A 26,814-nucleotide genomic window follows, 5' to 3' on the forward strand; every position below is an offset into this window, starting at 1 on the left:
TTCAGCCATTAACCGGTTGTGCTAGTGCAGTGTTCAATCAATGTGTGCTGAGTATTGATAATGAGTCTAAAACAAATAGGCGGCGCAGCGGTTATTTATACTGCCTCTAATGGGTTTGCATCAGGTGCGCAGCTGCTCCTGCTTTTTTATTGTGCCTATGTCCTCCCCGGAGAAGCGCTGGGAACTCAGACATTGTTTATGGCCGTTGTAGCGCTTTCCAGTCAGGTTCTGGGATTAGGGTTGGTTGCGGCTTTTCAGAGGGATTTTTTTTCTGCAGAACCAGAACAGCGGCCTTTATACCTGTCGAGTATTGTCTGGATGTTGTTGATGAGCGGTGTGGTTTGCTGCGTCGTTGCGGTCTTGGTGGGGGCCGTCGTTTCTTCTTATTGGCTGGCTGCTCTGTACGTATTGCCTGTAGCACTTTTGGGCGCGCTAGGGCAGGCGCTTCAACAAGTTATTTTAGTGGTGTGGCAGTCTGAGGGTGCTCCACGACCTTATCTTTTCTACATGCTTTTTTATTGTGGTCTTCAGCTTGTTATCCCCGTCGCGCTTTTAAATATGTGGGGGGGTAGATGGGAAAGTGCCGTTTACGGCCAAGCACTGGTGTTTATTGTCGGTGGCCTCATGTCTGTGTATGGGTTGCGCGTTAAGGGCTATTTAACGCTCTCATTAAGCCGCGCTTACCTGAAGAAAGCATTAGCCTATGGGCTCCCCCTGGTCCCTTACCAGATAGCCGGTTGGGGAATGGCGATGCTGGATAGATTTATTATCACCGGTGTACTCGGTGTCGCCATCGCAGGTTATTACGCGCTGGCCTTTCAGGTCTCACAGCTGGTAAATATTGCTTCTGGTGGATTTGTTCAGGCCTTCACGCCTTGGCTTTATAAGGTCCTCGGTGATAAAGACGCTCGAACAATGGAGGTTGGCCGTCTGGTTTTTATTTATTCAGCATCTCTATCCGTACTGTGTTTGGTAAGTTTTCTAGCTTTTAAGGGCGTTGTAATCGTTATGGATCAGGAGTCTTACTGGCAGGCGTTGGGTTTTGCACCCTGGCTGTTTGCTGCCATGTTTTTCAATGGAATGTACAGAATAGCCAGCAGTTATTGTCTGTATTATGGCCAGACCCGTGCTTTGGCGTGGATGATCGGTGCTGTCGCGTTGCTCAGTGGTGTTCTGAATTGGTACCTGGTCCCTCTGTATGGGGCTATATCGGCAGCATGGACTTCCTGCTTTTCTTTTGCGTTGTTATTTGCTGCAACGTCTGTATTTACTCGTCGTAGGTATAACGCATGAGGCTGCTTTTTTCTTCGACAAGAACTCTCTCTGAACGTCATTCATGGTTGGCCGGATTCTGTCTTGCTTTTCCTTTTGCGTATCCAGGCGTACCGTATTATTGGATAGCGTTCGCAGTTTTTGGCTCGATGCTGTTTTACGGGCGACAACCCATACCGTTGCGAATACAGTTGCTTATCACCCTCGCTATGTTGAGCGCTGCGTTATCCAGTTACCTCGGCCTTTCAGGGTATTACATCGGCGAACGGCAGATTGCAGGTTCAATCCTGTTTTATGGTTTTTTTGTCTTCGGTTCTTTGGTTCCTGATTTACAACGATTTTTCAAAGGGCTTTTTGCGGGCATCTGTGTGGTTGCAACGCTCGTGATGCTGGTGTTTTTTATTGAACGCCCTTACCAGGTCGGATTGATAATGTTCTCTGTGGCCGATTATCGTCTCTGGGGTGCCAATTATTTCCCTGATTGGCCGAATTATTTGGCATTTATGCTTGGGTTGGGTTTTCTGTTGGGCATTTTCGTCGAGCGTCGTTTTGTCCTGGCGGCCGTTTGCCTGATAGCCGCTTTTATGACCACTTCTCGAACGCCACTGTTTGCGCTGGGATTTGCGCTGATTTTCATTCTCTTCAAGATGGGATGGCGGGCGCGTATTATTTCGTTTTTGGCAGGGTTGGTATTTTTGATTATCAGCGCAGTAGTGCTATTGCCGACTGCGGATATGGGGGCGGAGTTTTTCGTACGACTCTTCTTGTTTTCTGATCGCGCGGAGGTTTACTCCTCAGCCTGGCGTCTCTTTGAGGTTTCGCCTTACCTCGGGAGTGGAGCGGTATTGCTGGATGAGCGCGTTGGTAATCACGGCGCCGCTTCGTTCCACAACACCTATCTGGACATTCTCGTCCGGCAGGGTTTTTTGGGGCTGATAATTTTTCTGGCGCTGGTGTTTCCGAACATTCGCCGCGCACGCCCTGAACACGTTTGGATGATGGGGGCGATTATTATGTATTTTTTGGTCCCCTCAATGTTCCAGAACTTCCTGAAGCACCCCCATTTCGTAATGATTTACTCAGCGATCTTGGCGACTCTTGTTCGGCGGAAGGATTTGTAAGATGAGCCTGGAATACTGCGTACTGACAGATGGGTCGGTTGTTCAAGCTGTTGATATACGTGCTAAGTACGCATTGAGCATCTTTCAGACAGATTTATTCTACGACGTCTGTGAGGTGTTGGCGCGTCGGCATCGCCTTGAGGGTGTAGATCACAAGGTGTTAGTGAATCTGTACGCGCTGAAATCTTCTCGCGTAAAAGATATTGCAGCGCTTGTCTATTATGTCAGTGAGCACCTTTATGACGTGGCAGAAGTGCATGGTCGTGATGACTCGATCTTCGTTTTACGCGCCCTTGTTGGTACTGATGCTTTATCCATTCACAGCGTTGGGGACGCTCCTGGCTCGCATGTCGAAAGGTCTGCGCGACTGTCGATCGCAATGAAGATTATTTTTCACAGGGTCTTCCGACTGATACCGTCGCGAGTTCGCACTTCAGACACTGTCGTCAGGGGGTGGGTTGACGTCACTGAAGCGATGTACCCTGAGGAGGTCTTCGAGTCCACCCTGATGCTCTACCCATTCCCCTACGGCGTTGCTCGCCAGTTTCGCTTCTTCAGGTCCATGCGGCGACGTGGGGCAAAAGTGAAATTTGTAGGTTTGCCATATCCTTTTATCTCACTGGCGCGTTTGTTGTTGGGGGGGAACAAGCTTGATGCCCATATCGTCCGCCTTGAAACACTGGCTTATCAGCGTTATGCGCGCGAGCTAATTGCTATGGGCGTGCGCGAAGTGCGTACCAGTGACGAATTCGAGGTGGGCGCAGTCGCCATGTACGAACGTCTTATGGACGGTGGAGTAGAGGTGGTGAATACCGCCCATGGTGTTGGGCTATATTCGCCTTATGTCGCTTACAGCGAATTCAAGGGTGTGAACATCGCGCAGTCAAATTTTTACCGGCAGCGATGCCCGCGTATGAATCCAGGCCTACGGAGAAGTAAAAACTCAACGTTGCCTCTTGCTTCCGCCGACGCCGCTCGAAATCTCCCTCCAGCGATCGTGCTACTGGATCAGAACTTCATGGTTTTCAATTGTGTTGCGGAAGCTGAGGCGCTTGCTGAAACACAACGCCTTCTTGAAGCGTTCTGCACCTCGGCAAAGCTTCCACTGTTCATAAAGATTCATCCTAACAGTGCGCCAACGGAACAATCTGACCACGTCAGGCAGGTTAGGGATTGGGCTGATCTCGCTGGCTATCGTCCTGTTTTCGTCACAATAAACTCGACTGCCTTTTATGATGTTCAGGGTTATGGCCCTATTCTGGTGTGCGATGAGCCCTCTTTCCTCCCTGTCATCTACTTTGGTGAGGATTTGCTGGTTTACCGCTTCGACACTTTGGCCACAATGCTCGAAAATCTGATCAGCGAAAATGCCTGGTGGTCCGCTGCATCCAGACACATGCCAATTGCGGGTGACTAAGTGATCAAGCGTTTTATACTTTTCCTCTATACAGGTTTTCAGTTGCGGGCTCTTTATCGCTTTAGACGCGTGGGCGCGAGAGTTCGTCTCGGTAGGCGATTGTTTGTGTTCCCTAATAAGGTAAGCCTGGGTGAATATTGTTATGTCGGTTCGGGCTGTTATCTCGATGGAGATATCACGATTGGGGCCTATACGATGCTTGCCAATAACGTTGCGATCGTCGGAGGCGACCACGCATTTGGTTGCCCAGGGGTCACGATGCGGGATGGTGGGCGTGAGGAGTGGAGGCATACGGCACTAGGCCGTGATGTTTGGGTGGGGCACGGTGCAATCATCCTGAATGGTCTCAGTATCGGTGATGGAGCAATTGTTGCGGCAGGATCGGTGGTCACCAAAAATGTGGAGGCCTTTTCCGTTGTTGCTGGTAACCCGGCCCGCCACCTAAAATGGCGGTTTGATGAGGCAGGGCAAAAAGTGCATATAGAACGGTTGGACAGGAGCGGTACGCATGTTTGATTCAAAGAAGCTGTTGATCTCAGGCGGCACCGGCTCTTTCGGCAATGCTGTTCTCAAGCGTTTTCTCGACACGGACATTGCTGAAATCCGGATCTTCAGCCGTGATGAGAAAAAGCAGGACGACATGCGCAAGCTGTACGCCAGCAGCAAGCTGAAGTTCTACATTGGTGACGTGCGCGATTATCAGAGCGTGCTTAACGCGACGCGCGGGGTTGACTATATTTTCCATGCTGCTGCGCTCAAGCAGGTCCCGTCATGCGAGTTCCATCCTATGGAAGCGGTCAAGACGAACGTCATTGGCACCGAGAACCTGTTGGAAGCTGCGATTCAGAATGAGGTGCGCCGCGTCGTTTGTCTGAGCACCGATAAAGCTGTTTATCCGATCAACGCCATGGGTATTTCCAAGGCGATGATGGAAAAAGTCATGGTCGCGAAGTCTCGTAATATCGACGATACAAAGACGGTGATCTGCGGCACGCGTTACGGCAACGTCATGGCGTCGCGTGGCTCGGTGATTCCGCTGTTCATCGAGCAGATTCGCGCTGGCAAAGAGCTGACGCTGACTGATCCCAACATGACGCGTTTCATGATGACGCTTTCGGATGCTGTAGACCTGGTTCTGTATGCGTTTGAACACGGAAACAACGGCGATCTGTTTGTACAAAAAGCACCAGCTGCGACTGTTCAGACCCTTGCCCAGGCGCTGACCAGTCTGGTGGGTAAGCCCGATCACCCGATTCAGGTCATCGGTACCCGGCATGGCGAAAAACTGTATGAAGCCTTGTTGAGCCGCGAAGAAATGGCGTGCGCTGAAGACATGGGTGAGTACTACCGTATTCCGCCGGATCTGCGTGACCTGAACTACGCCAAGTTTGTAGAGCAGGGTGAAACCAGGATTTCATCCACTGAAGACTACAACTCTCACAATACCGAGCGGCTGGATGTTGAAGGTATGCAGCGCCTGTTGCTTAAGCTTGACTTCATGCGTGCTATCCAGCGTGGCGAAAACGCCACGCCGGAGGAGTGAGGATGAAAGTCCTGATTACCGGCGCCAATGGATTTGTCGGTCAGAATCTCGTCGCCCGTTTGGGTGAGCGTACCGATGTGGAAGTGCTGAGTTATACCCGTGCAGATAGCATGGACAGCCTTCCGGAGCTCGTGGCACAGGCTGACTTTGTTTTTCACCTGGCAGGCGTCAACCGCCCTCAGGATCCTCAAGAGTTTCGTACCGGTAATACCGACCTCACCACGGCGTTGTGCAATGCTGTTGCGGCTTGTGGAAGGCCGGTGCCTGTTTTGTACACCTCGTCCATTCAGGCCGGGCAGGAAAACCCGTATGGCAGCAGCAAACGGGGTGCTGAAGAGGCGCTTCTGGCATTGCATGCAGCGCATCAGGTGCCGGTGTTCCTGTTCCGTTTGCCCAATGTGTTTGGCAAATGGGCGCGCCCGTATTACAACTCGGCTGTAGCGACCTTTTGCCACAATATTGCTCGCGATCTGCCTATCAGCATCAATGACTCGTCTGCGTTGATTTCTCTGGTTTACATTGATGACGTTGTTAGCCGGTTCATGGCGATCATGGACGGTGCGTCCGCAGACCAGCCTTTTGTCAGCGTCGAACCTGAATATTCGATCAGCGTTGGCGATCTTTCGCAGCAGTTGTACGCCTTTCGCGACAGCCGCCAGTCGATGGTCACAGAGCCGGTGGGCACCGGATTGGTTCGGGCGCTGTACTCGACCTATCTCAGCTATTTGCCTCCTGAGCGATTTACCTATGAAGTCCCACGGCACGCCGATCCCCGTGGCGTGTTCGTAGAGATGCTCAAGACCCGCGATTCGGGTCAGTTTTCCTACTTCACCGCGCACCCCGGTATTACCCGCGGCGGGCACTACCACCATTCGAAAACTGAAAAGTTTCTGGTCATCAAAGGCAATGCCTGTTTTCGTTTCCGTCACATCGTGTCTGGTGAGTTTTATGAGTTGTTCACCACGGGGGAGCGACCGCAGATCGTCGAGACAGTACCTGGCTGGACGCACGACATCACCAACGTCGGTGATGACGAGATGATTGTGATGCTCTGGGCTAACGAAATTTTTGATCGCGAGCATCCGGACACTTTTGCCCGCCCCGTCGGTACCGAAGCCTGAGCCGCTGTTGACAGGATATTGAAATGAAAAAGCTGAAAATTGTAACTGTCGTAGGTACACGACCGGAGATTATTCGTTTGTCGCGCGTGATGGCGGCCCTGGATGAGCACTGCGATCACATTCTGGTGCATACCGGCCAGAACTATGACTACGAACTTAACGAGATATTTTTTCAGGACCTCGGCATACGCAAGCCTGATCATTTCCTTAATGCAGCGGGCGCCAGTGGTGCAGAAACCATTGGTAATGTGATTATTGCTGTTGACCGCGTACTGGCTGAGATTGAACCCGAGGCGCTTCTGGTGCTGGGGGATACGAATAGCTGCATGGCTGTTTTGCCCGCCAAGCGTCGCAAGATCCCCACCTTTCATATGGAAGCAGGCAATCGCTGTTTCGATATGCGTGTGCCTGAGGAAATCAATCGGCGTATCGTTGATCACACGGCGGATATCAACCTTACCTACAGCACCATCGCCCGCGATTACCTGCTGCGCGAAGGGCTGCCTGCCGATCGGGTGATCAAGACCGGTAGCCCGATGTTTGAAGTACTGGGTTACTACCGTGAGGGGATCGATAACTCGGATGTCCTGACGCGTCTCGGTCTCGAGTCCGGAAAGTTCTTTGTGGTCAGTGCGCACCGGGAAGAGAACATCGATTCGGACAAAAACTTCCTCAAGCTGGCTGACGTGCTCAACACGGTAGCCGAGCAGTTTGGACTGCCGGTCATTGTGTCGACGCATCCTCGGACACAAAAGCGTTTTGACGCCATGGGTGTAGAGTTTCACGCCAATGTGCGCTTGTTGAAACCGCTAGGGTTCAAGGACTACAACAAGCTTCAGCTCGAATCAAAAGCCGTGCTGTCCGATAGCGGCACCATCAGCGAAGAGTCCTCCATCCTGAACTTTCCTGCACTGAACATCCGCGAGGCGCACGAGCGTCCTGAAGGGATGGAGGAGGCGGCGGTGATGATGGTCGGACTGGAAACCGAGCGTGTGCTGCAAGGACTTTGTGTTCTTGAAAGCCAGGGGCGAGGTGATGCACGTAGCTTGCGTCTGGTCGCTGACTACAGCATGCCCAACGTTTCGGACAAGGTCGTGCGTATACTGCATAGCTACACCGACTACGTGAATCGCGTCGTCTGGAAGCAATACTGATTCGAGTAGTAAGCATGTGTGAAAGCAGTTTGAGAGTTCTGGTCGTTACGCAGTATTTCTGGCCAGAGAACATGCGGATCAATGATCTGGTTCGCGATCTTTCGGAAAAAGGCCATCAGGTTACCGTACTGACCGGGTTGCCCAATTATCCTGAAGGAGCCGTGTTCGAGCAGTTTCGCGAAAAACCGGAAGCATTTAGCGCCTACTGTGGTGCTGAAGTGGTGAGAGTACCGCTGATCCCGAGGGGCAAACGTAGTATCAGCCTGGCGCTGAATTATCTTTCGTTCTTTTTCAGCGCCTCAACCCTTGGCGCGTTCAAGCTGCGTAAGCATGAATTTGATACTGTCTTCGTCTATGCCGTATCACCCATCATGGCAGCCATTCCTGCACTGGTGATCGGGCGGCTGAAGCGTGCACCTGTCTTTGTCTGGGTACTGGACTTGTGGCCGGAGACATTGCGTGCGGTTGGTGTGCTCAAGCAGCCAATGCTCCTGGGGCTTGTCGGCAAGGTCGTGTCCTGGATTTACAACCGCACGGATTACTTGCTGCTGCAGTCTCACGGCTTTATCGAGAACGTTCGACGCTATTGCACCCGACCTATCAATAACGAGCGTCTGGTCTACTTCCCCAGTTGGGCTGAAGACGATTTTTCATCCTCTACACCACCTGCTTGCGACCTGATTAAGCCGGATCCCGAGGCCTTTACTGTCGTGTTCGCCGGTAATCTGGGCGATGCTCAGGACTTTCCCGCGGTGCTGGATGCTGCCGAGTCGCTACGTGGAAGCGTATCTGTGCGCTGGGTGATCGTTGGCGATGGGCGAATGAGCGAGTGGATTGCTGAGCAAATCGCGGCTCGTCAGTTGGACAATGTGCACTTGCTGGGGCGGCATCCGCTGGAGGCGATGCCTGGCTTGTTCGCGCAGGCTGACGCTTTGCTGGTTTCCCTGAAAACCAATGATGTGTTCGAAAAAACCATCCCGGGCAAAGTCCAGGCCTATCTGGCTTCCGGCAGGCCTCTGCTCGGCATGATCAATGGTGAAGCGGCGCGAGTGATAAAAGAGTCAGGCGCAGGCTTTGCCTGTGATTCCGGAGATGCACAGGGGCTGGCTGCCATTACTCGCTCGCTGGCCGATGCATCGAAGGACCGTCGCGACGATATGGGCCAGGCGGGCCGTCACTATTACGAGCAGCACTACGCCAAGGGCAATCTATTGATGCGCCTGGAATCCCTATTTCGTGATGCAACCCTTCGCAAGGCAAGCCAGCAATGAGTACTGCAGTTTTATTGACCGGTGCCACCGGTTTTGTTGGCAATGCATTGCTGAACAACCTTCTCAAGCGCGGCGACAGGGTCGTAGCCGCTGTACGTGACGTCTCGGCAGCGCTTGATCCGCGGGCCTCGCTTGAGTACATCGCTGGCCTGGATGGCAAGACTGACTGGGGAGACTGTCTCAAGGACGTGCAAGTGGTGATCCATTCGGCCGCGCGCGTGCATGTGATGAATGACACCGAAGCCGATCCTCTGGCAGCTTTTCGCGCTGTCAATGTCGAAGGTACCCTTAATCTGGCGCGTCAGGCTGCGGCAGCAGGCGTTAAGCGCTTCATCTTCATCAGTTCCATCAAGGTCAATGGTGAGGGCACTGCGCCAGGCCAGTCTTATCGAGCAGATGACACTCCAGCTCCCGCCGACCCGTACGGCGTATCCAAGATGGAAGCGGAGCAGGGGCTGCGCGCGCTGGCCGAGCAAGTGGGTCTGGAGGTGGTGATCATTCGCCCTGTACTGGTCTATGGCCCAGGGGTCAAGGCGAACTTCCTGTCGATGATGCGTTGGCTGGACAAAGGGGTACCGCTTCCTTTCGGCGCCATCGACAACCGACGCAGCCTCGTAGCGCTGGATAACCTGATCGATCTTATCCTTACGTGCATGACGCATCCTGCCGCTGCCAACCAGACGTTTCTGGTCAGTGACGGCGAAGACCTGTCGACAACCATGTTGTTGAAACGCATGGCTCGTGCTCTGGGGAAAACTGCGCGCTTGCTGCCGGTTCCGTCGGTGTTGCTTGTATGGGCCGCGACCCTGTTGGGAAGACGTTCGCTGTCCCAGCGCCTTTGCGGGTCCCTACAGGTCGATATTGAAAAAAACCGCTCGTTATTAGGCTGGACGCCCGTGGTAAATGTTGACGAGGCTTTGTCTATGGCTGCCCGTCCCTACCAGAAGCATGCACAGGAACAGGCAAAGAAATGACTCAATGGTGGCTTGTTCCGCTTGTGCTACTGGCGTCGTTATTGATGACCGCAGGCTTGCGCAGGTACGCGTTGGCAAAAAGTATCATCGACATTCCCAACGCTCGCAGCTCCCACGTCATCCCGACCCCCCGAGGCGGCGGCGTCGCCATCGTACTGGCGTTTCTGATCGTCCTTGCTGCGCTTGGTCTGAGTGGTCTTGCCGACTCCCGCTCAGTGATTGGTTTGGCAGGCGCTGGTGGCCTGATCGCGATCATTGGCTTTATGGATGATCACGGGCATATCGCAGCTCGTTGGCGTCTACTGGGGCATTTCACTTCAGCCGCGTGGGGGCTCTACTGGATGGGCGGCCTGCCACCGCTGTTGATGTTCGGTCATGAGTTTCATCTGGGGTGGATTGGCGCAGTTTTAGCGGCTTTTTATCTGGTCTGGGTGCTCAATCTTTACAACTTCATGGACGGAATCGATGGCATCGCAAGCATTGAAGCCATCTGCGTCTGCCTGGGGGCTTGTCTGATCTATGCGATGTCCGGTCACGCAGAGTTGATTATGTTCCCCTTGCTATTGGCTGCTGCTGTTACCGGTTTTCTGTTCTGGAACTTTCCCCCGGCACGCATTTTCATGGGCGATGCGGGAAGCGGTTTTCTGGGCATCATTCTGGCTCTGCTTTCACTGCAGGCGGCTTGGGCCGAGCCCTCCCTGCTGTGGAGCTGGCTGATCCTGCTGGGTGTATTCATTGTCGACGCTACAGTGACACTGATACATCGCTTGATTCGGGGCGAGAAGGTATATGAGGCCCATCGTTCTCATGCCTACCAATTTGCGACGCGCAGGTTTGGGCGGCACCTGCCAGTGACCCTCACTGTCGCGGTGATAAATATCGTCTGGTTGCTGCCTCTGGCGATGGCTGTCGGGGTATGGGGGATGGAGGGTACGACTGCATTGGTTCTTGCGTATGCCCCTCTGGTTGTACTCGCATTCAAGTTTTCAGCCGGAGCTGCCGAATAAGTCGGCGGGACGCTTTGTAATAAAATTGCTACACACCGGTTTTTTCATCAACTCTGTGCCTGTCGAAATCGTACAATGCGGCACGGAGTCTGTTGGAAGCAGAGGGATGATGATGAAGTTACGCTCGCGAATGCTTGGTCTTTCGCGCAAGAACAAGCGGATTGTGCAGGTTGGCGCCGATATTGTGCTGATCTGGATAGCGTTGGTGCTCGCCTTCGTCGTGCGATTGGGTTTTGACGCGGCCTATTTGCCTATCTCGAATCACGTCTGGTTGTTTGCCACTGCGCCTGTATTGACGATTCCTATCTTCATCCGTTTTGGCATGTACCGTGCCGTAATGCGATTTTTCGGCAACGATGCGCTTATTACCATTGGCAAGGCTGTTAGCCTCTCTGCGCTCTTGCTGGCACTTGTTGTCTACTGGTACAGCGACCATCAGGTCGTTGTACCGCGCTCAATCGTTTTCAATTACTGGTGGCTGAGCCTCGTCATGATCGGCGGCTTGCGATTACTCATGCGCCAGTATTTTTTAGGTGACTGGTTCATGGGAACTCTCCATGTGCCTTTCGCTACGCGGCACGACGGACTCCCCAAGGTTGCTATCTATGGTGCCGGTGCGGCCGGTAATCAACTGGTAGCAGCATTACGCATGGGGCGTTTGATGCGACCGGTGGCGTTCATTGATGATGATGACAACATCAGCAAACGCACTATTGCCGGACTACAGGTTTACAAGCCTAAACATATCCAGCAGATGATCGACGCCACGGGTGCCGAGGAGATTCTTCTGGCCGTGCCATCGGCGACCCGTGCGCGTCGCCGGGAAATTCTCGAGTACCTGGAAGGTTATCCGCTGCATGTGCGCAGTGTGCCCGGGTTTATGGACTTGGCCAGCGGCCGGGTGAAGGTTGACGACATCCAGGAAGTGGACATTGCCGACCTGCTCGGGCGTGATGCTGTACCTGCTCAGGAAGATCTGCTGGAGCATTGCATCGTCGGCAAGGTCGTATTGGTTACCGGAGCTGGCGGGTCGATTGGTTCCGAACTGTGTAGGCAAATCCTGGAGCAGGGGCCTACGACGCTGTTGATGTTCGAGCACAGCGAATTCAATCTTTACAGCATCATGAACGAGCTGGAGCAGCATGCGAACAGGAGCTCCTTGCCCGTTCAGCTCCTGCCGGTGCTTGGCTCCGTACGCAATGCCGGGAAATTACTGGAGGTCATGACAGCATGGAAGGTTGACACCGTTTACCATGCAGCCGCCTATAAACATGTCCCTATGGTTGAGCACAACATTGCCGAAGGCATCCTTAATAATGTCATTGGTACGCTGAATACAGCACAGACGGCCATACAGGCGGGCGTGAGTAACTTCGTGCTGGTTTCGACGGATAAGGCTGTAAGGCCGACCAATGTAATGGGTAGTACAAAACGCTTGGCGGAGATGGTATTGCAAGCGTTGAGCCAGGAAAGCGCTCCGGTTCTTTTCGGCAAAGCTGACAATGTTCCCTGCTTGAACAAAACCCGCTTTACCATGGTCCGCTTCGGCAATGTTCTGGGTTCTTCAGGATCAGTGATCCCGGTCTTTCATCGCCAGATAAAGGCTGGAGGTCCGATTACAGTAACCCACCCCAATATCACCCGCTATTTCATGACCATTCCTGAGGCTGCACAGCTGGTGATTCAGGCTGGCTCAATGGGTCAGGGGGGAGACGTTTTCGTGCTGGATATGGGCGAACCCGTGAAAATCGTAGCGCTGGCGGAAAAAATGGTTCATTTGTCAGGCTTGAGCATTCGTTCTGAGCGTAATCCGCATGGTGATATAGCGTTGGAGTTCACCGGCCTCAGGCCCGGTGAGAAATTGTATGAAGAGCTTTTGATCGGCGACAACGTATCCGCGACACGTCACCCTATGATCATGAGCGCGCACGAGGACTGCTACACATGGGAGGCGCTGAAGGAGCTGATAGGAGAACTCCTTGAGTCGTTGGAGAAGGATGATTACGATCAGGTCCGAAAAAACCTGCGTCGCATCGTGAGTGGTTATAACCCAGACGGTGAAATTGTCGACTGGTTTTATCTGCAGCGACGCAAGCCGGGCTAAGCGTTGTAGGCGTGGGTTCGGTGCCGCAAAAGCATCGCACCCAGCCTGGAAGCGAGGCTCTGGATTCTGCTCGGCCATCAGGCGCTGACACGGCGCTGTATCTTTCCAGGTCTGCCTGGTGCATGAGGTTGCTTGCTAAATCGCTTGGCAAGCGTTGACTTGTAAAGACTGTCGCCCGCAAAATCCCGAAATAACCCTATTGACGCCTAGATAGTTGAATCAAGCGGTTGGGCGCGATTGTTAATTCAGAAAAGCTACGGTTAAGGATTGATTTTGGCAGGGGCGAAAAGTATCTCATCTTCAGGTGAGGCAAAGTTTTTAATTCTTGCTGGCGTTTTGTATGCGTTGATGCATGGAGGCATTTTATTTATCCCCTCGGCGGTATTTTGGGATGACTGGGTAACGTTTGAAACCAGTGCCAGTGTGACTCTGGAAAACTATCGACAGGCTGGCGCTTTCTTTAATCTAGCCGGCTACCTACACATAGGTCTCACGTCCCTGGGGTTGTGGAGTTACAAGGTTCTCACCTTTGTTTTAATGGGGGGCTCAGGTTTTTTTCTGAATGCTATTTTAAAACGTAATGGCGTATTCGGGATTAGAGCACGGTATTTAGTTGTTTTACTCTTTATGCTGTTGCCATTTAATCTGGCACGTGTTGCCATGATCGATTTTCCTTACTCGATCTGCTACGCGCTGTTTTTTGCTGCGTGGCTGGCGATGGATCGCTATAGAGTGCTTGCGGCGGCGCTTTTTTTTCTGAGTTTTAATAGCAACTCGCTGTTGGTTTTTTACGCATTGCCAATGCTCGACCTTTTGTACCGAACTCAAGAGCGTTACACCCTTAATGGGTTGTGGCGTTTTTTTATATCCCGCTGGGAATTATTTTTCATTCCGTTCTTGTACTTCGGGATGAAAACCATGCTCTTCAAGCCAGAGGGTTTTTACGCAGGCTATAATCAGGGCTACAGTCTGATTGCGATTCCTTTGGCTATCAAAGCTCAGCTGAAAGATGTTGTCAATTTGAAGGTGGACTTTGCGGTTATGTTCTGCATGCTCGTGCCTGTCTATTATGCGTTGCGCAGGCAGTTTTTTATTCACAGGGATCCGGTTTCACTTATTAATTTTACCGTATTGTTCGGTACGGGGTTTTTGGCGCTCGTCCTGGGTGGCATTCCTTACTGGATACTCGGCTATATTCCTACGTTCCTCGAATGGACTTCAAGACACCAGTTACTGATGCCTTTGGGCGTAGCGCTCATCATGACAGCATTGCTCACATGTGCCACTGAGAGAGTTCAGCGCCTTCTGATATCACTGATCCTTTCCGCTTGCATCAGCTACGGGGTGGTGGGTTACGTCGGCTTCTACGTCGATTGGCAAAAGCAAAAAATCATTTTAAGTCAATTTAAACATGATCCTCTCGTCGCTCGCGCCAGTTTCGTGATCATCGATGATCAGACGAAGCAGTACAACGCGATCCATCGAAACTATCGCTTCTATGAGTGGAACGGGATGCTCACTCATTCTTTAGGAGATGAGTCGAGATTTGCCGTTGAAGTCGGTGATGTTGATGCTTACCGGAGTGGTAAGTTCGATGATTACTTTTCAAGTCTGTACAAGGCGGGTGCCCATCGACGTAGACCGGATGAGCGGGCGGTAGTCGTGACCCTTCGGAAAGGAGAAGGAGACGATGAAGAACGATCGTTTACTCTTTTACCTAAAATCGTCTACAGCTCTCGGCCGTTATCCTCGGAAGTGTTGAACGGAATGAACGCCGCCACAAGGCAGGAATAAGATGAAAAAAGTTGCCATTTTGCAGTCGAATTACATGCCGTGGAAGGGTTATTTTGATCTTATCGCAGCAGTCGATGAGTTTATTCTTTATGATGATATGCAGTACACGCGTCGGGATTGGCGCAACCGCAACAAGATAAAAACACCCCAAGGACTTCAATGGCTCACTGTCCCCGTCGAAGTGAAAGGGAAGTATCATCAGTTGATAAAAGACACCCAGATCGTTTCGGGCGGGTGGGCGAACGATCACCTGAACGCATTGAGCCAAAACTATAAACGTGCCAAGTTCTTCGATGAGGTGATGGCATGGTTGGTTCCAATATATACGGAATGCTTGCCACAGGACCTGTCTACGTTGAATCGACGCCTGGTGGAGGCGGTTTGCAACTACCTCGGAATACGCACGGTCATTCGCTCATCCAGTGAATTTAATCTTAAAGAAGGGAAGACTGAGCGTCTGGTAGACCTTTGCCTGCAGGCGCAGGCTACGGAATATGTTTCGGGGCCCTCTGCAATGGACTACGTGGTGCCAAGTCTTTTCTCAGACGCTGGAGTAAAGCTTACCTGGTTTGACTACAGCGGGTATCCTGAATATCCGCAACTCTGGGGTGCTTTTGAGCACGGTGTTTCTATCTTGGACCTTTTAATGAACTGCGGCCAGTCTGCCAAAGGCTTCATGAGGTTTGTAAAATGAAGTTGTCCATCGTTGCGACGCTGTATAAATCTACATCCTATATAAACGAGTTTTGCCAGCGTGCGGGTTCTGCAGCCCAGGCCCTCGTGGGCGATGAGTATGAAATCATTCTGGTCAACGACGGGTCGCCAGATGACAGCCTGAGTGTTGCTCAAGGCGTTGCTGACTCCAATGAAAAAGTTTGTGTGGTGGATCTCTCCAAAAATTTTGGTCATCACAAGGCCATGATGACAGGATTGAGCTTGGCAAAGGGGGAAAGGGTTTTTCTGATCGACAGCGACCTTGAGGAAGACCCCGAGTGGCTCACTCTGTTTGCTGAGTGCATGGCCACTCATCGTTGTGATGTGGTGTATGGCGTTCAAGGCACGCGTAAAGGCGGATGGGTAGAGCGGTTGACCGGCAATATCTTTTATCGCGCCTTCCGGTTGCTGACAGGCATATCCCAGCCAGACAATATTGTCACGGCACGCCTCATGACTGCGCAGTACGTAGCGGCACTGCTGCGGCATGAGGAGCGGGAGCTCAATATTGGGGGGCTGTGGATACTGACCGGATTTGATCAGCGTCCTTTAATGGTTGCTAAAAAAGCCAGTAGTCCTACGACCTATTCGCTGCGTAGCAAGCTGGGCCACCTGGTTAATGCCGTAACGTCCTTCAGCAGTCTCCCTCTTGTTTTCACATTCTATGTTGGCGCGGCTATCTCGTTCACCGCAGCCTGCTTCATTCTATACTTGCTTTTTCGCTATTTTATTGGATCCGCCCCGCCAACGGGCTATACCTCTGTTGTGGCATCGATCTGGTTTTTCTCGGGGTTGATCATATTTTTCATAGGGGTCCAAGGGATTTATATCTCGAAGATCTTCACCGAGGTGAAGAAGCGCCCATACACCATTATCAAGTCGATCTATAAAAAAGCGGACTGAGGGCACGGCATGGATAGGCAAGAGTCATCAGAACCTTCCTATGGAGTTCTTGGCGGGTTCCGGGCTCAGGGGCAGGATCATCCGGCAGTTGAGCAGATACGGGCAATCGGGTATGCCGTTGTTGAGTGTGGGTATACGCAAGCGCAAATCCAGGATATTGCCCAGCGTTTTGCAGCTGTATCCGAAGGCTATCGAGCAAAATATGGACCTGAAAGGTTACGAGCTTGCGATGAATTAAATACTGTTCGAGCGATCCTGGCTCAAGGGGACCCTGCGTTTCTACAGTTGGCGATGAATATTCCGTTGAACACGGTTCTGCAAAGCCTCATCGTGGGGAAGTTTATGTTGAGCCAGCAAAACGGCATCATCAATCCAGCCTGCGAAACCTACAATCAGGCGGCGTGGCATCGTGATCTTCCCTACCAGCATTTCGTGTCGTCTCGTCCACTCGCTCTCAATGCGTTGTATTGCATTGACGATTTTACTCTGGACAACGGCTGTACGTTCGTATTACCGGCGTCACACAGACTGGAAAATTTTCCCAGTGATGAATACATACGTCGAAATGCTGTGCAGGTCGAGGCAAAGGCTGGGTCATTTGTTGTCCTCGATTGCATGCTATTTCATCGCGGTGGTTACAACAGTACGCGGCAGCCCAGACGTGCGGTCAATCACCTGTTCACAGTTCCTTACTTTAAGCAGCAAATAGATTTGCCCTCGCTCATGGCCGCAGAAACACTGACTGCAGCGCAGAAGGATTTCCTGGGCTTTAACTACTCAACCCCTGCCACTGTAGAGCACTACCTCCACGGCAGGGGCGCATAGCGTGGTCGTATCAAATGCATAATCTTAATTTTATTCAGTAAGGATAGCCCATGACACATTCACCCTATTGCTGTCCTGTCACGCATCAGCCTCTTCACACGCATGATGGGAAACTGATCAGCGCGTGCGGCCATTCATATTCGTTGCTTTCTTCCGCACAGGGCAACGATATTCCTGTTTTCGTCGAAGCAGACAAACTCTCGGGTGGAGATGTCATCTCGCGTGCGATGTACACTCAAGATGACTCGGAAGGCGCATATGATAATTTCCTCTCATGGCTATTTGCTACGTTTGCACAAGACGAGCGTAGCTTTCGATTGGCACTCATTGAGCGTTTAAATATAGAGTCAGGTCACCGGGTTCTGGTTACCGGATGCGGATTAGGCGATGATCTGAAGTACATTTACCCTCTGCTGGGCGAAACTGGCGAGCTCTTCGCTCAGGATCTGTCAGATTTGATGGTTGCCGCTACCTCTCGTCGAATGGCTAGTGTGGTCCCTCAAGGACGGCAAAATCTTTATCTCTCCGTTTCAAATGCGTCGGCCCTGCCTTTCCCGGATGGTTATTTTGATTCCGCCTATCATTTTGGCGGCATTAATTTGTTTTCCGATATCCCCGGAGCTATCGCGGAAATGAACCGGGTCACCAAGACGGGTGGGAGGGTGTTGATAGGCGACGAAGGTGTCGCGCCTTGGCTGAAAAATACCGAGTACGGCAAGGCGGCAATACAGAACAACGGGTTGTGGGCATGCGATGCTCCACTTGAATATGTACCGTCGACCGCAAAAGACGTTTCTCTTTCCTGGACGTTGGGGAACTGTTTTTATGTCATTGACTTCACGGTTGGTGAAACGCTCCCTTTTATTGACATGGACGTTGTGCATAAAGGCACTCGTGGGGGCTCGATGCGTACGCGCTATTACGGCCAGCTTGAGGGCGTTAGTCCAGCCGTTAAGAACCGTGTAAAAGACGCGAGCCTGGAAGCCGGGGTTAGTGCAAGCCAATGGATAGAGGATGCCTTACGAGCACGTCTGGATACAGGTGAATGAAAATTATGACTTCAAAATCCGGACCTGAAGCCATCGGTCTATCTGACAAAGCGCTGCTGGCCGAGGTGTCTGACTACTACACTCAAAAGCTCTCGACTCATGGTGAAACACCCAAAGGCGTTGACTGGAATGGTGCCGAAGGGCAGGTACTGCGCTTCACCCAGCTTTGCAGGCTGATACAGCTTCAAACATTTTCTATCGCAGATCTTGGCTGCGGATATGGCGCGATGTTCGATTATCTTCGTACGAGTTACGATGATTTTTCCTATATCGGTGTCGATATTGCTGACGCAATGATTGATGCTGCGAAAAAACGATATGCACACCAGGACGCTGCCCGCTTTATCACTGCCAATCGCCCGGATGAGGTAGCTGACTATGCTGTGGCCAGCGGTATCTTTAATGTGCGTCTAGGTCGTTCTGATTCGGAATGGAAGGCGTATCTCGTAGACACACTTGATGTCTTGGCCAGTTCCAGCCGCTATGGTTTTGCGTTCAACTGCCTGACCAGCTACTCAGACGCGCCTTTTATGCGCAGTGATTTGTACTATGCGGACCCATGCTGGTTGTTTGATTTGTGCAAGCGTCGCTATTCAAAAAATGTAACGTTGTTGCATGACTATGACCTGTACGAGTTTACAATCCTTGTGAGGAAGTCATCGTGAAGAAATTGGTGATATTTGGAGTAGGGCAAATCGCAGAGCTTGCTCATCATTATTTTTCCACGGATTCCGACTATGAAGTGGTAGCGTTTACTGTGGACGCAGCCTACAGGCTTGAGTCGGAGTTTTTTGGCTTGCCGGTTGTGCCGTTCGAAAGTATTAGTGAGCACTTTCCACCCAGTGAATACAGTATGTTTATCGCGCTCAGTTATTCGGGGCTTAATTCAATACGTGCAAATAAATTTTCAGCAGCCCGGCAGTTGGGATATGGCTTGGCAAGTTATGTGAGTTCCCGGGCGAATTACTTAAGCTCTTCGTCGCCCGGAGAAAACTGCTTCATTCTCGAAGACAATACCATTCAGCCATTCGTCAGAATCGGTGAAAATGTCACGTTGTGGAGCGGTAATCATATTGGGCACCACAGCACATTGGCTGACCACTGTTTTATTTCCTCGCATGTCGTTATATCCGGAGGTGTCACGGTCGGTGCGTATTCCTTTATCGGTGTTAATGCCACGTTGCGTGACCATATAACTATTGGCGAAAAATGTGTGCTGGGGGCGGGCGTGCTTATATTAACAGACGCGGAAGCGGGTGGCGTTTACATGGGGACAGCCTCCCCGCGATCAAAGATACCGAGCTCACGGCTGCGTGGTTTATGAGCAGGGAATGGCAGAAGCTTGGGTTGCTTTACTGTCCAGGCACTGATGCTCGACATACCAAGCTGTTGACCCATGCTGCTAATCCGCTGCCTCTTCATCTGGAAGGTGATGTTTATCGAATATTTTATTGTGGCAGAGACGTTGAAAATCGTTCTTCAGTCGGCGCCGTCGATATTGACATTGTCAAACGTGTTGTAATTAAAGAGCATGTCGCGCCGTTCTTCGAGCATGGCGGGGAAGGAAGTTTTTTTGCAGATGGAGTCAGCATCGGAAATTGTTATACGGTCCAAGGGCGACGCTATATGGCCTTCATGGGGTGGCAGACACCGTCGGATGGCCATTGGCGTGGTGATATTGGTCGTGTAGAGGTTTTTGACAATCTTACTATTGCGACGGGTAGCGAATCGCTACTTATGGGTATGGGGGAAGAAGATCCCATTAGTCTTGCCTACCCTTGGGTGGAAGCCGGTGAGCACGGTTTAGATATGTGGTACCCATCGGTTGTTTCCTGGGAGGCCGGCAATGGTGAGATGCTCGCCGTGATTAAACATGCCACTTCCTCAGATGGGGAGCACTGGGAAAGGCATGGCGCTTCTGTGCCCTATAAATTGGGGGTTGCCCAAGCGTTTTCCCGGCCGACCATTTTAAAAGGTGACGACAATTTATTTCATATGTGGTTTTCCTTTCGCTCTGGAACAGGAGAGTCCTACCGGATCGGTCATGCCGCCAGCGTGGATGGTGTCAGCTGGCAACTAGCGTTCGACACGGCGATGTTGAATGTATCCCCTCACGGGTGGGACAGCGAAATGGTCGAGTATCCCTTTGTTTTAAGGCATGGCGGGGCTACGTACATGCTTTACAACGGCAACGGCTATGGGCGAAGTGGTTTTGGTTTGGCGGTATTGGCTGATGTATGAGCTGCTGGAGCGGTACCGGAATAACCGCACTCTCCGAGAGTTGTTTCGTTACGGCGTGGTCGGGCTGTTGAACAATGGGATAGGATTTTGCGTGTACCTTTTGCTGACATGGCTCGGCACTGACCCCTCGTTGACGATGACCTGCCTTTACGCAGTGGGAGCAACCGCCGGCTTTTTTGGCGCAAAAAAGATTGCCTTCAATCACTCTGGGCGTTTTTGGCAGACGGCCATCCGGTATGGCCTTGCTCATTTAGGGGGGTATAGTATCAATTTGGCCATGCTGCTTTACCTGCACGAGCGGCTGGGATGGCCGCATCAGTGGGTTCAGGCAGTGGCCATTGTAGTGGTGGCAGGTTATCTATTCATCGTACTGAAGTTCTTCGTATTTTCATCGCCCCGTGATGCCTCGACAAGCCGCTAGCGATAACTGTACTGCAGCTGTACGGCCAGTTTATAGGCTGAATTTATAGGTTGAAGGGATTGAAATGACTGACAAAAAAATTGAATTCAACCGGCCCTACATGACAGGTAAAGAGCTTCATTACATTGCTGAGGCTAAATTCGGCAATATGCTGGCAGGCGACGGGCCGTTTACCAAGCGCTGTCATCGCTGGTTAGAAGAGGTCGGTGACGTACCTACAGCGCTGCTGACGCATTCGTGTACCGCTGCGCTGGAGATGGCGGCCCTCCTGCTTGACATCCAGCCGGGGGACGAAGTGATTATGCCTTCCTATACCTTCGTTTCGACGGCCAATGCGTTTGTGCTGAGGGGCGGGGTGCCGGTGTTTGTGGATGTTCGGGCTGATACCCTTAATCTTGACGAGACTTTGGTCGAAGCTGCTATTACTGCTAAAACCCGCGCCATTGTTCCTGTGCACTACGCCGGGGTAGCGTGTGAAATGGATACGCTATTGGCGATCGCAAAAAAACACAGCTTGATGATTGTTGAGGATGCGGCGCAAGGTGTAATGGCCTCCTACAAAGGTCGTGCGTTAGGAAGTATTGGTGAACTCGGCGCCTACAGCTTTCATGAAACGAAGAATGTGATATCAGGAGAGGGAGGAGCGTTATTGGTACGCGATCCTCAGTTGGGTGCACGAGCGGAAATTATCAGAGAAAAAGGGACAGACAGAAGTCGTTTCTTCAGGGGACAGGTGGATAAATATACCTGGCAGGAAATGGGTTCCTCGTTTCTGCCCGGAGAGTTGACGGCTGCGTTTCTCTGGGCACAGTTGGAAGAGGCGCAAGCGATTACTAACTTGCGGCTGGCTATTTGGGAAAACTACCATACTCTTCTTGCTTCGCTTGAAACGGATAAGCTGATTCGTCGACCTATCGTACCCGCCGAGTGTGGGCATAATGCGCATATGTATTATGTGTTGCTAAACCCTGAAATTGACCGGGGAAAAGTGATCGAGTATCTAAAGCAACACTCCGTTTCCGCTGTCTTCCATTACGTGCCTCTGCACTCTTCACCCGGGGGGGTGAAGTTCGGACGTCATCATGGGAGCATGCAGGTGACTGATGATGTTTCGTCTCGAATTTTACGACTCCCCCTGTGGGTGGGTATGACAGCCCAACAACAGCATCGTATTATTGACGTCCTGGCAAAGGCGTTATTGATTGCGCGAAGATAAACAGACAAAACGTTGTTGCAGAGTGGCGGTCCTGATCGTTCATCAGAGCGCTCTGCAAGCGGAAATCGATCTGGGCTGAGCATTATTGGCGTTGTTCGTTGTTAAATACGCTACGTGTGCTCCAGTTCCCGAGGCCGCGGGATTTGAGGGGCGACGGCTTGCTCCCGTCTAGCAGCGGGCCACGCAGTTCGGAGTTTTATGTTTTCCAGTAAGTGGCGGTATGCCGCCTTAGTGCGCTGTCAGGGTCAAGAAGGTCATGGGTTAAGCGCACGATGCGTGAGAGTATCATCTAAAATATTTCTTAAAACCTACAAGGATTTTAGCATCTTTTATTGTTGGAATTTCATTGTAAGCTTCTGTGTAGTCATGCTGAAAAATAATGATCTCAGAAATGTTAGAGTTTAGGGGCTGTGTAATAACTCGACACGCTTACTTTAATTGACAGCTCACGACCCTGAACTAACTTTGGAAGGCGGCACACGGAATGTCGCATTCAATCAAATGATGTTACGGAGTGTTCCAGATGCGTAAAGCTTTTCTCTCCTCGCTGTTGTTCGCTGTGTTAACCAGTGTTTCGGTGGTTGCTACTGCCGCGCCCACTGCCCCTTTGGAAAAGACCGCGCCCGTCATGCAGGAGCAAATGGCAGCCAAGGTCAATATCAACACAGCTGACGCTGAGACCCTGCAAAAACAGCTCTCCGGTATCGGGAAAGGCAAGGCAGAAGCCATCGTTGCTTATCGAGAAGCCAACGGCGAGTTCACCTCGGTGGATGAATTGATCGAAGTCAAAGGCATTGGCAAAGCACTTCTGGACAAAAATCAGGACAAGATCGCGGTTGAGTAACCTTCGCTAAACCCTCTCAGAAGGCCGGTTTAGAGCCGGCCTTCTCGTCACCCTGGTCAAATTGATCACTTCTTCTTTGTCGGCCCGTGCGTCAGGCACCTCAGTGCTGATTCACTCCTTGACACATCAAATGACAATCGACATACAATATTTGAAATTACAGTCGTAATACTAAGATTTTGATCACGTGTGGAGATTTCAAATGAGCACTGTTAACGCAAAAGGGACAACCCTGATCATTGGCGCCTCTGCAGGCATTGGTCTTTTCGCTGTCCGTTAAAAGTCTTGAAGTCGTGACAAACAAGGTGCAGAACATCATGAGTGGTCGACGAATTGTTGTAACGGGCATGGGGCTGGTGACGCCCTTGGGGTCTGGTGTTGAGGCGGTCTGGCAGCGTTTGCTGGCAGGGCGTTCCGGCATCGTTCGGCTAGGTGATGAAGACGTCGCTGACCTGCCGGGCAAGGTCGGAGGTCGTGTACCGCTCAAGGCTGATGATCCCGAGGCGGGTTTTGATGCCGACAGCGCGGTGCCCGTGAAGGAACAAAAGAAGATGGACCGTTTCATTCTGTTTGCTCTGGCCGCCGCGAAAGAGGCGATTGAACAGGCAGGTTGGGTCGCCGAGAGTGAAGAGGCCCAAGAGCGTACCGCGACGATTATTGGCTCGGGTATCGGTGGCTTCGGAGCGATTGCCGATGCTGTACGCACCACTGACAGCCGTGGACCTCGGCGATTGTCGCCGTTTACGGTCCCTTCGTTTCTGGTCAATCTGGCGGCCGGGCATGTGTCTATCCAGTATGGCTTCAAGGGGCCGCTTGGCGCACCGGTGACGGCCTGCGCTGCAGGTGTGCAAGCGATTGGCGATGCTGCAAGGCTGATTCGTTGTGGTGAGGCGGACATTGCCATTTGCGGTGGCGCGGAAGCGGCTATCGACCGGGTTAGCCTGGGAGGCTTTGCGGCGGCCCGGGCCTTGTCCAGCGGCTTCAATGAAACGCCCGAGCGAGCTTCACGCCCCTTTGACCGGGACCGTGACGGTTTTGTGATGGGTGAGGGCGCGGGAATACTCGTGATTGAATCCCTGGACCATGCATTGGCTCGGGGAGCGAAGCCGATTGTCGAGCTCGTCGGGTATGGCACCAGCGCAGACGCGTATCACCTGACGGCAGGGCCCGAGGACGGTAGCGGGGCGCAACGAGCCATGGGCGCGGCAATCCGTCAGGCGGGGATCAAGCCGGAACACATCCAGCACTTGAATGCCCATGCAACGTCGACACCGGTTGGTGACAAAGGTGAAATGGCCGCAATCAAAGCGCTGTTTGGTGATCAGCACGCGATTGCGGTGACGTCGACCAAATCGGCGACCGGGCATTTGTTGGGGGCTGCGGGCGGGATAGAGGCCATCTTTACCGCTTTGGCTATTCGCGATCAGATAGCCCCGGCGACCCTTAACTTCGACAATCCCGACGACGCGGCTGCGGGGATTGATATTGTCCATGGCGCAGCGCGGGGCATGAACATCGAATACGCCTTGTCGAACGGCTTTGGCTTCGGCGGCGTCAACGCCAGCGTGCTGTTCAGGCGCTGGCAGGACTGATCAGGATTCGCTCGCCTGCTGCGTTAGCCAGTCTCGGGTCGTGTGCAGGATCCGCTGCGAAAGTGCCGGATCCTGCGTGCTGCGCGACAGCATCAGTGCACCAACCAGGGTCGACAGCATGACCACGCTTTGCGCGTCGGCATCTGGTCCGCACAGAGATTTTTGCAAGGACGCCAGGCGCGACTCGATCAGCTCATCGGTGATCGGACTGGCTTCCCCGCGCTGGCCAAGCTCCGAACTCATGGTCGGAATCGGACAGCCTTTTTCGGGAGCATTGCGATGCGTTTCCGAGAGGTACATTTCGATAAAGGCAGCCAGGCCGTTATCTTCTGTAAATGCTTTGCTGGAGTGCTCGTTGGCTTCGTCTGCAGCACAGCGTAGCGCCTTTTTCACCAAGTCATCCTTGGATTTGAAGTGCGCGTAAAAGCCGCCATGGGTCAGGCCCAGTGCTTTCATCAGGGGCTGTAGACCGGTCGCGCCGATACCGTCACGTCGGAAGCGTGCCGATGCTTCATGAAGGATGCGTTCGTGGGTCTGGGCCTTGTGATCTTGCGCGTACCGCATGCAACTCTCCTCACGCTGTGACCTTTAAATGTTGATCGACATTTTTACATGGATGAGGGTAAGGCGGAGCGTAAATTTCCTGGGCGGTCGCGCGGCAACACCGGCCCTGTATGAGCTCATCGAGGTTACGAGGCCAGCGATCAAGGTTTGTCTGACACTCCGCCATCGCTGGCCTCGTAACCTCGGTGAGCTCCTACAGGATTGGATTCAACGTGGAAGGTCGTGTTGCTTGACTGAAACCCGGCATTAAATTTTCCCGGCCCGAGCACGTTTTCTCATTGAATCAGCCCTTTTTCGTGAGCCCAAAGCATGCCTCAGTCATTACCCGCGACGGCTATGCCGTTGATTCGCCCGGCCAAGCCAACAGGCGAAGTCTATCGACGTTTCGATGCCAGTCTTGGCACCTCGATTTCCCTGCGCACGCTGGATGTTGATCAGGACCTTGAGCGTTTCAATCGTTGGCAGAACAACCCACGTGTTCTGCAGTTCTGGCAAGAGGGCGGAACCCTGGCGCAGCATCGAGAGTACTTGGAGAAGCAGGCCGCCGATCCCCATACGCTGACGTTGATCGGGTCCTTCGACGATGAGCCATTTGCATACTTTGAGGCCTACTGGGCGCTCGAAGACCGGATTGCGCCGTTCTGTAATCCCGGCGATTACGACCGCGGAATTCATATGCTGGTCGGCGAAGAAAGCCATCGGGGCCCTCATAAGGTCGCCAGTTGGCTCACGGCACTGGTGCATTATCTTTTTCTCGATGATGAGCGCACTCAACGGCTGGTTTCAGAGCCGCGCGCCGACAACGCGAAGATGATTGCTTACATGCAAAAACAGGGCTTTGAGAAAGAAAAGGAATTCGATTTTCCGCACAAGCGCGCGGCGTTGATGACCCTGGACCGACAACGTTTTTTTGAGCGGTGCGAGTGGGTTTAACAAGCCGGATTCTGTAGGAGCTGCCGAAGGCTGCGATTGGGGCAAAAAAGCTTCGCAGCCTTCGGCAGATCCTACAGGCGCAGTGTCGATCGCGTTCAGCGACGTACGGCGCGTGCTTCCTGGAGAGAGACCTTGCGGCAATGCACTAAAGCATCGCGAATCATGAAGTTCACCAGTGTGGGTGATACACCTAACTCTTTGGCAATGTCTTTCTGCGGAACGCCGTGCAGTCGATACATTTCGAATGCATAGCGCGTGCGGCTAGGCAGTTCGGTCAGTGCATCGGCGATGGTTTCCAGCGTCGTGAAGTTGATGTGTGAGGTTTCAGGGGAGGCGCCGTGGATAACCACATTGAGTCCCTCTTCCTCCGTGCCCGAGTACTTCTGCTCAAGCGCCTGTTTGCGGTAGTGATCGATCGCCAGGTTGCGCACGATCTGAAACAGGTAACTGAGCTGGGCTTTGATTGACGACGTAATTTGTGGCGCGGACTGCAATCGAAAGAAAGCGTCCTGTACGACATCTTCGGCCCGCGATCGGCAACCGGTGATTCGGGCTGCAATCTTGACCAGGATCAGGCGGTTCTCGACGAACGCCTGAAGAAGCGGTGAATCGCACGTACTTGTGGATAGTTGTTCCGGCATGGAAATCACCTTGCAGCAATTGGGCAGATGAAGCTTTCGTAGGGAAGCCCCCTACACACCGGGCAACAAATTAGGCTTGATGATAATGATTGT

General features: G+C 52.4%; 25 protein-coding genes and 1 pseudogene. 24 read left to right on the forward strand and 2 right to left on the reverse strand.

The genetic code is table 11. The features are described 5' to 3' along the window. Positions 1 to 60: 60 nt before the first annotated feature. From AUC61_RS12725 to fabF, 23 genes are all read left to right on the forward strand, one after another. Positions 61 to 1,293, forward strand: coding sequence for a lipopolysaccharide biosynthesis protein (locus AUC61_RS12725; protein ID WP_243246566.1), 1,233 nt, complete (start codon positions 61 to 63; stop codon positions 1,291 to 1,293). Further along, positions 1,290 to 2,393: an O-antigen ligase family protein gene (locus tag AUC61_RS12730; RefSeq protein ID WP_243246567.1), complete on the forward strand. Its 1,104-nt coding sequence runs from the start codon at positions 1,290 to 1,292 to the stop codon at positions 2,391 to 2,393. The genes AUC61_RS12725 and AUC61_RS12730 overlap by 4 nt, the downstream gene beginning before the upstream one ends. A gap of 1 nt (position 2,394) precedes the next feature. Next, positions 2,395 to 3,810: a hypothetical protein gene (locus tag AUC61_RS12735; protein WP_243246568.1), complete on the forward strand. Its 1,416-nt coding sequence runs from the start codon at positions 2,395 to 2,397 to the stop codon at positions 3,808 to 3,810. After that, a complete protein-coding gene (locus tag AUC61_RS12740; RefSeq protein WP_243246569.1) occupies positions 3,811 to 4,326 on the forward strand; it encodes an acyltransferase in 516 nt (171 codons plus the stop codon). It begins immediately after the preceding gene. After that, the gene (locus tag AUC61_RS12745) at positions 4,319 to 5,353 is read left to right on the forward strand and encodes a polysaccharide biosynthesis protein (protein ID WP_243246570.1); all 1,035 of its coding nucleotides are present in this window, start codon (positions 4,319 to 4,321) and stop codon (positions 5,351 to 5,353) included. Before AUC61_RS12740 ends, AUC61_RS12745 begins: the two co-directional genes overlap by 8 nt. 2 nt (positions 5,354 to 5,355) lie before the next feature. Further along, positions 5,356 to 6,474 (forward strand): UDP-2-acetamido-2,6-beta-L-arabino-hexul-4-ose reductase, encoded by a 1,119-nt coding sequence (wbjC, locus tag AUC61_RS12750; protein ID WP_243246571.1) that lies wholly within the window; start codon positions 5,356 to 5,358, stop codon positions 6,472 to 6,474. A 23-nt stretch (positions 6,475 to 6,497) separates the two neighbouring features. After that, on the forward strand, positions 6,498 to 7,628 hold the full coding sequence (gene wecB, locus AUC61_RS12755) for a non-hydrolyzing UDP-N-acetylglucosamine 2-epimerase (protein WP_243246572.1): 1,131 nt from the start codon (positions 6,498 to 6,500) through the stop codon (positions 7,626 to 7,628). Positions 7,629 to 7,642: 14 nt separating this feature from the next. Then, positions 7,643 to 8,899 (forward strand): glycosyltransferase family 4 protein, encoded by a 1,257-nt coding sequence (locus AUC61_RS12760; RefSeq protein ID WP_243246573.1) that lies wholly within the window; start codon positions 7,643 to 7,645, stop codon positions 8,897 to 8,899. Beyond that, positions 8,896 to 9,873 carry a UDP-glucose 4-epimerase family protein gene (locus tag AUC61_RS12765; protein WP_243246574.1) on the forward strand — a complete coding sequence of 326 codons (978 nt, stop codon included), beginning with the start codon at positions 8,896 to 8,898 and terminating at the stop codon, positions 9,871 to 9,873. The genes AUC61_RS12760 and AUC61_RS12765 overlap by 4 nt, the downstream gene beginning before the upstream one ends. Next, complete coding sequence (locus AUC61_RS12770; RefSeq protein ID WP_243246575.1) at positions 9,870 to 10,880, forward strand: MraY family glycosyltransferase; 1,011 nt, start codon at positions 9,870 to 9,872, stop codon at positions 10,878 to 10,880. Before AUC61_RS12765 ends, AUC61_RS12770 begins: the two co-directional genes overlap by 4 nt. Before the next feature lie 109 nt (positions 10,881 to 10,989). Beyond that, positions 10,990 to 12,984 carry a polysaccharide biosynthesis protein gene (locus tag AUC61_RS12775; protein ID WP_243246823.1) on the forward strand — a complete coding sequence of 665 codons (1,995 nt, stop codon included), beginning with the start codon at positions 10,990 to 10,992 and terminating at the stop codon, positions 12,982 to 12,984. A 273-nt stretch (positions 12,985 to 13,257) separates the two neighbouring features. After that, the gene (locus AUC61_RS12780; protein WP_243246576.1) at positions 13,258 to 14,778 is read left to right on the forward strand and encodes a hypothetical protein; all 1,521 of its coding nucleotides are present in this window, start codon (positions 13,258 to 13,260) and stop codon (positions 14,776 to 14,778) included. A 1-nt stretch (position 14,779) separates the two neighbouring features. Beyond that, positions 14,780 to 15,472 carry a WbqC family protein gene (locus tag AUC61_RS12785; RefSeq protein WP_243246577.1) on the forward strand — a complete coding sequence of 231 codons (693 nt, stop codon included), beginning with the start codon at positions 14,780 to 14,782 and terminating at the stop codon, positions 15,470 to 15,472. Beyond that, complete coding sequence (locus AUC61_RS12790; protein WP_243246578.1) at positions 15,469 to 16,395, forward strand: glycosyltransferase family 2 protein; 927 nt, start codon at positions 15,469 to 15,471, stop codon at positions 16,393 to 16,395. The genes AUC61_RS12785 and AUC61_RS12790 overlap by 4 nt, the downstream gene beginning before the upstream one ends. Positions 16,396 to 16,404: 9 nt before the next feature. Further along, positions 16,405 to 17,220 (forward strand): phytanoyl-CoA dioxygenase family protein, encoded by an 816-nt coding sequence (locus tag AUC61_RS12795; protein WP_243246579.1) that lies wholly within the window; start codon positions 16,405 to 16,407, stop codon positions 17,218 to 17,220. Positions 17,221 to 17,270: 50 nt separating this feature from the next. Then, the gene (locus AUC61_RS12800) at positions 17,271 to 18,269 is read left to right on the forward strand and encodes a class I SAM-dependent methyltransferase (RefSeq protein WP_243246580.1); all 999 of its coding nucleotides are present in this window, start codon (positions 17,271 to 17,273) and stop codon (positions 18,267 to 18,269) included. Next, complete coding sequence (locus AUC61_RS12805) at positions 18,266 to 18,934, forward strand: class I SAM-dependent methyltransferase (protein WP_243246581.1); 669 nt, start codon at positions 18,266 to 18,268, stop codon at positions 18,932 to 18,934. Before AUC61_RS12800 ends, AUC61_RS12805 begins: the two co-directional genes overlap by 4 nt. Continuing rightward, entirely contained in the window at positions 18,931 to 19,593 is a 663-nt protein-coding gene (locus AUC61_RS12810; protein ID WP_243246582.1) for an acetyltransferase, read from the forward strand. Before AUC61_RS12805 ends, AUC61_RS12810 begins: the two co-directional genes overlap by 4 nt. Then, the gene (locus AUC61_RS12815) at positions 19,590 to 20,510 is read left to right on the forward strand and encodes a glycoside hydrolase family protein (RefSeq protein WP_243246583.1); all 921 of its coding nucleotides are present in this window, start codon (positions 19,590 to 19,592) and stop codon (positions 20,508 to 20,510) included. The genes AUC61_RS12810 and AUC61_RS12815 overlap by 4 nt, the downstream gene beginning before the upstream one ends. Then, positions 20,503 to 20,931 (forward strand): GtrA family protein, encoded by a 429-nt coding sequence (locus AUC61_RS12820; protein ID WP_243246584.1) that lies wholly within the window; start codon positions 20,503 to 20,505, stop codon positions 20,929 to 20,931. Before AUC61_RS12815 ends, AUC61_RS12820 begins: the two co-directional genes overlap by 8 nt. Positions 20,932 to 20,995: 64 nt before the next feature. Then, positions 20,996 to 22,147 carry a dTDP-4-amino-4,6-dideoxygalactose transaminase gene (gene rffA, locus AUC61_RS12825; protein WP_243246585.1) on the forward strand — a complete coding sequence of 384 codons (1,152 nt, stop codon included), beginning with the start codon at positions 20,996 to 20,998 and terminating at the stop codon, positions 22,145 to 22,147. A gap of 523 nt (positions 22,148 to 22,670) precedes the next feature. Beyond that, complete coding sequence (locus AUC61_RS12830; protein WP_243246586.1) at positions 22,671 to 22,991, forward strand: ComEA family DNA-binding protein; 321 nt, start codon at positions 22,671 to 22,673, stop codon at positions 22,989 to 22,991. Positions 22,992 to 23,308: 317 nt separating this feature from the next. Then, entirely contained in the window at positions 23,309 to 24,583 is a 1,275-nt protein-coding gene (gene fabF, locus AUC61_RS12835; RefSeq protein ID WP_243246587.1) for a beta-ketoacyl-ACP synthase II, read from the forward strand. Here the strand turns inward: fabF and AUC61_RS12840 are convergent, their stop codons facing one another. Further along, the gene (locus tag AUC61_RS12840) at positions 24,584 to 25,147 is read right to left on the reverse strand and encodes a TetR/AcrR family transcriptional regulator (protein WP_243246588.1); all 564 of its coding nucleotides are present in this window, start codon (positions 25,145 to 25,147) and stop codon (positions 24,584 to 24,586) included. 348 nt (positions 25,148 to 25,495) lie between these two features. On the opposite strand from AUC61_RS12840, the pseudogene AUC61_RS12845 reads away from it, so the two are divergent. After that, positions 25,496 to 26,080 (forward strand): annotated as a pseudogene (locus tag AUC61_RS12845) (GNAT family N-acetyltransferase); the annotation flags it as partial. A gap of 95 nt (positions 26,081 to 26,175) precedes the next feature. Here AUC61_RS12845 and AUC61_RS12850 read toward each other — a convergent pair. Continuing rightward, positions 26,176 to 26,721: an RNA polymerase factor sigma-70 gene (locus AUC61_RS12850; RefSeq protein ID WP_243246589.1), complete on the reverse strand. Its 546-nt coding sequence runs from the start codon at positions 26,719 to 26,721 to the stop codon at positions 26,176 to 26,178. Positions 26,722 to 26,814 lie beyond the last annotated feature (93 nt).

It is taken from the genome of Pseudomonas maioricensis (genome assembly GCF_022790535.1).
In the GTDB taxonomy this organism is placed as follows: Bacteria; Pseudomonadota; Gammaproteobacteria; order Pseudomonadales; family Pseudomonadaceae; genus Aquipseudomonas; species Aquipseudomonas maioricensis.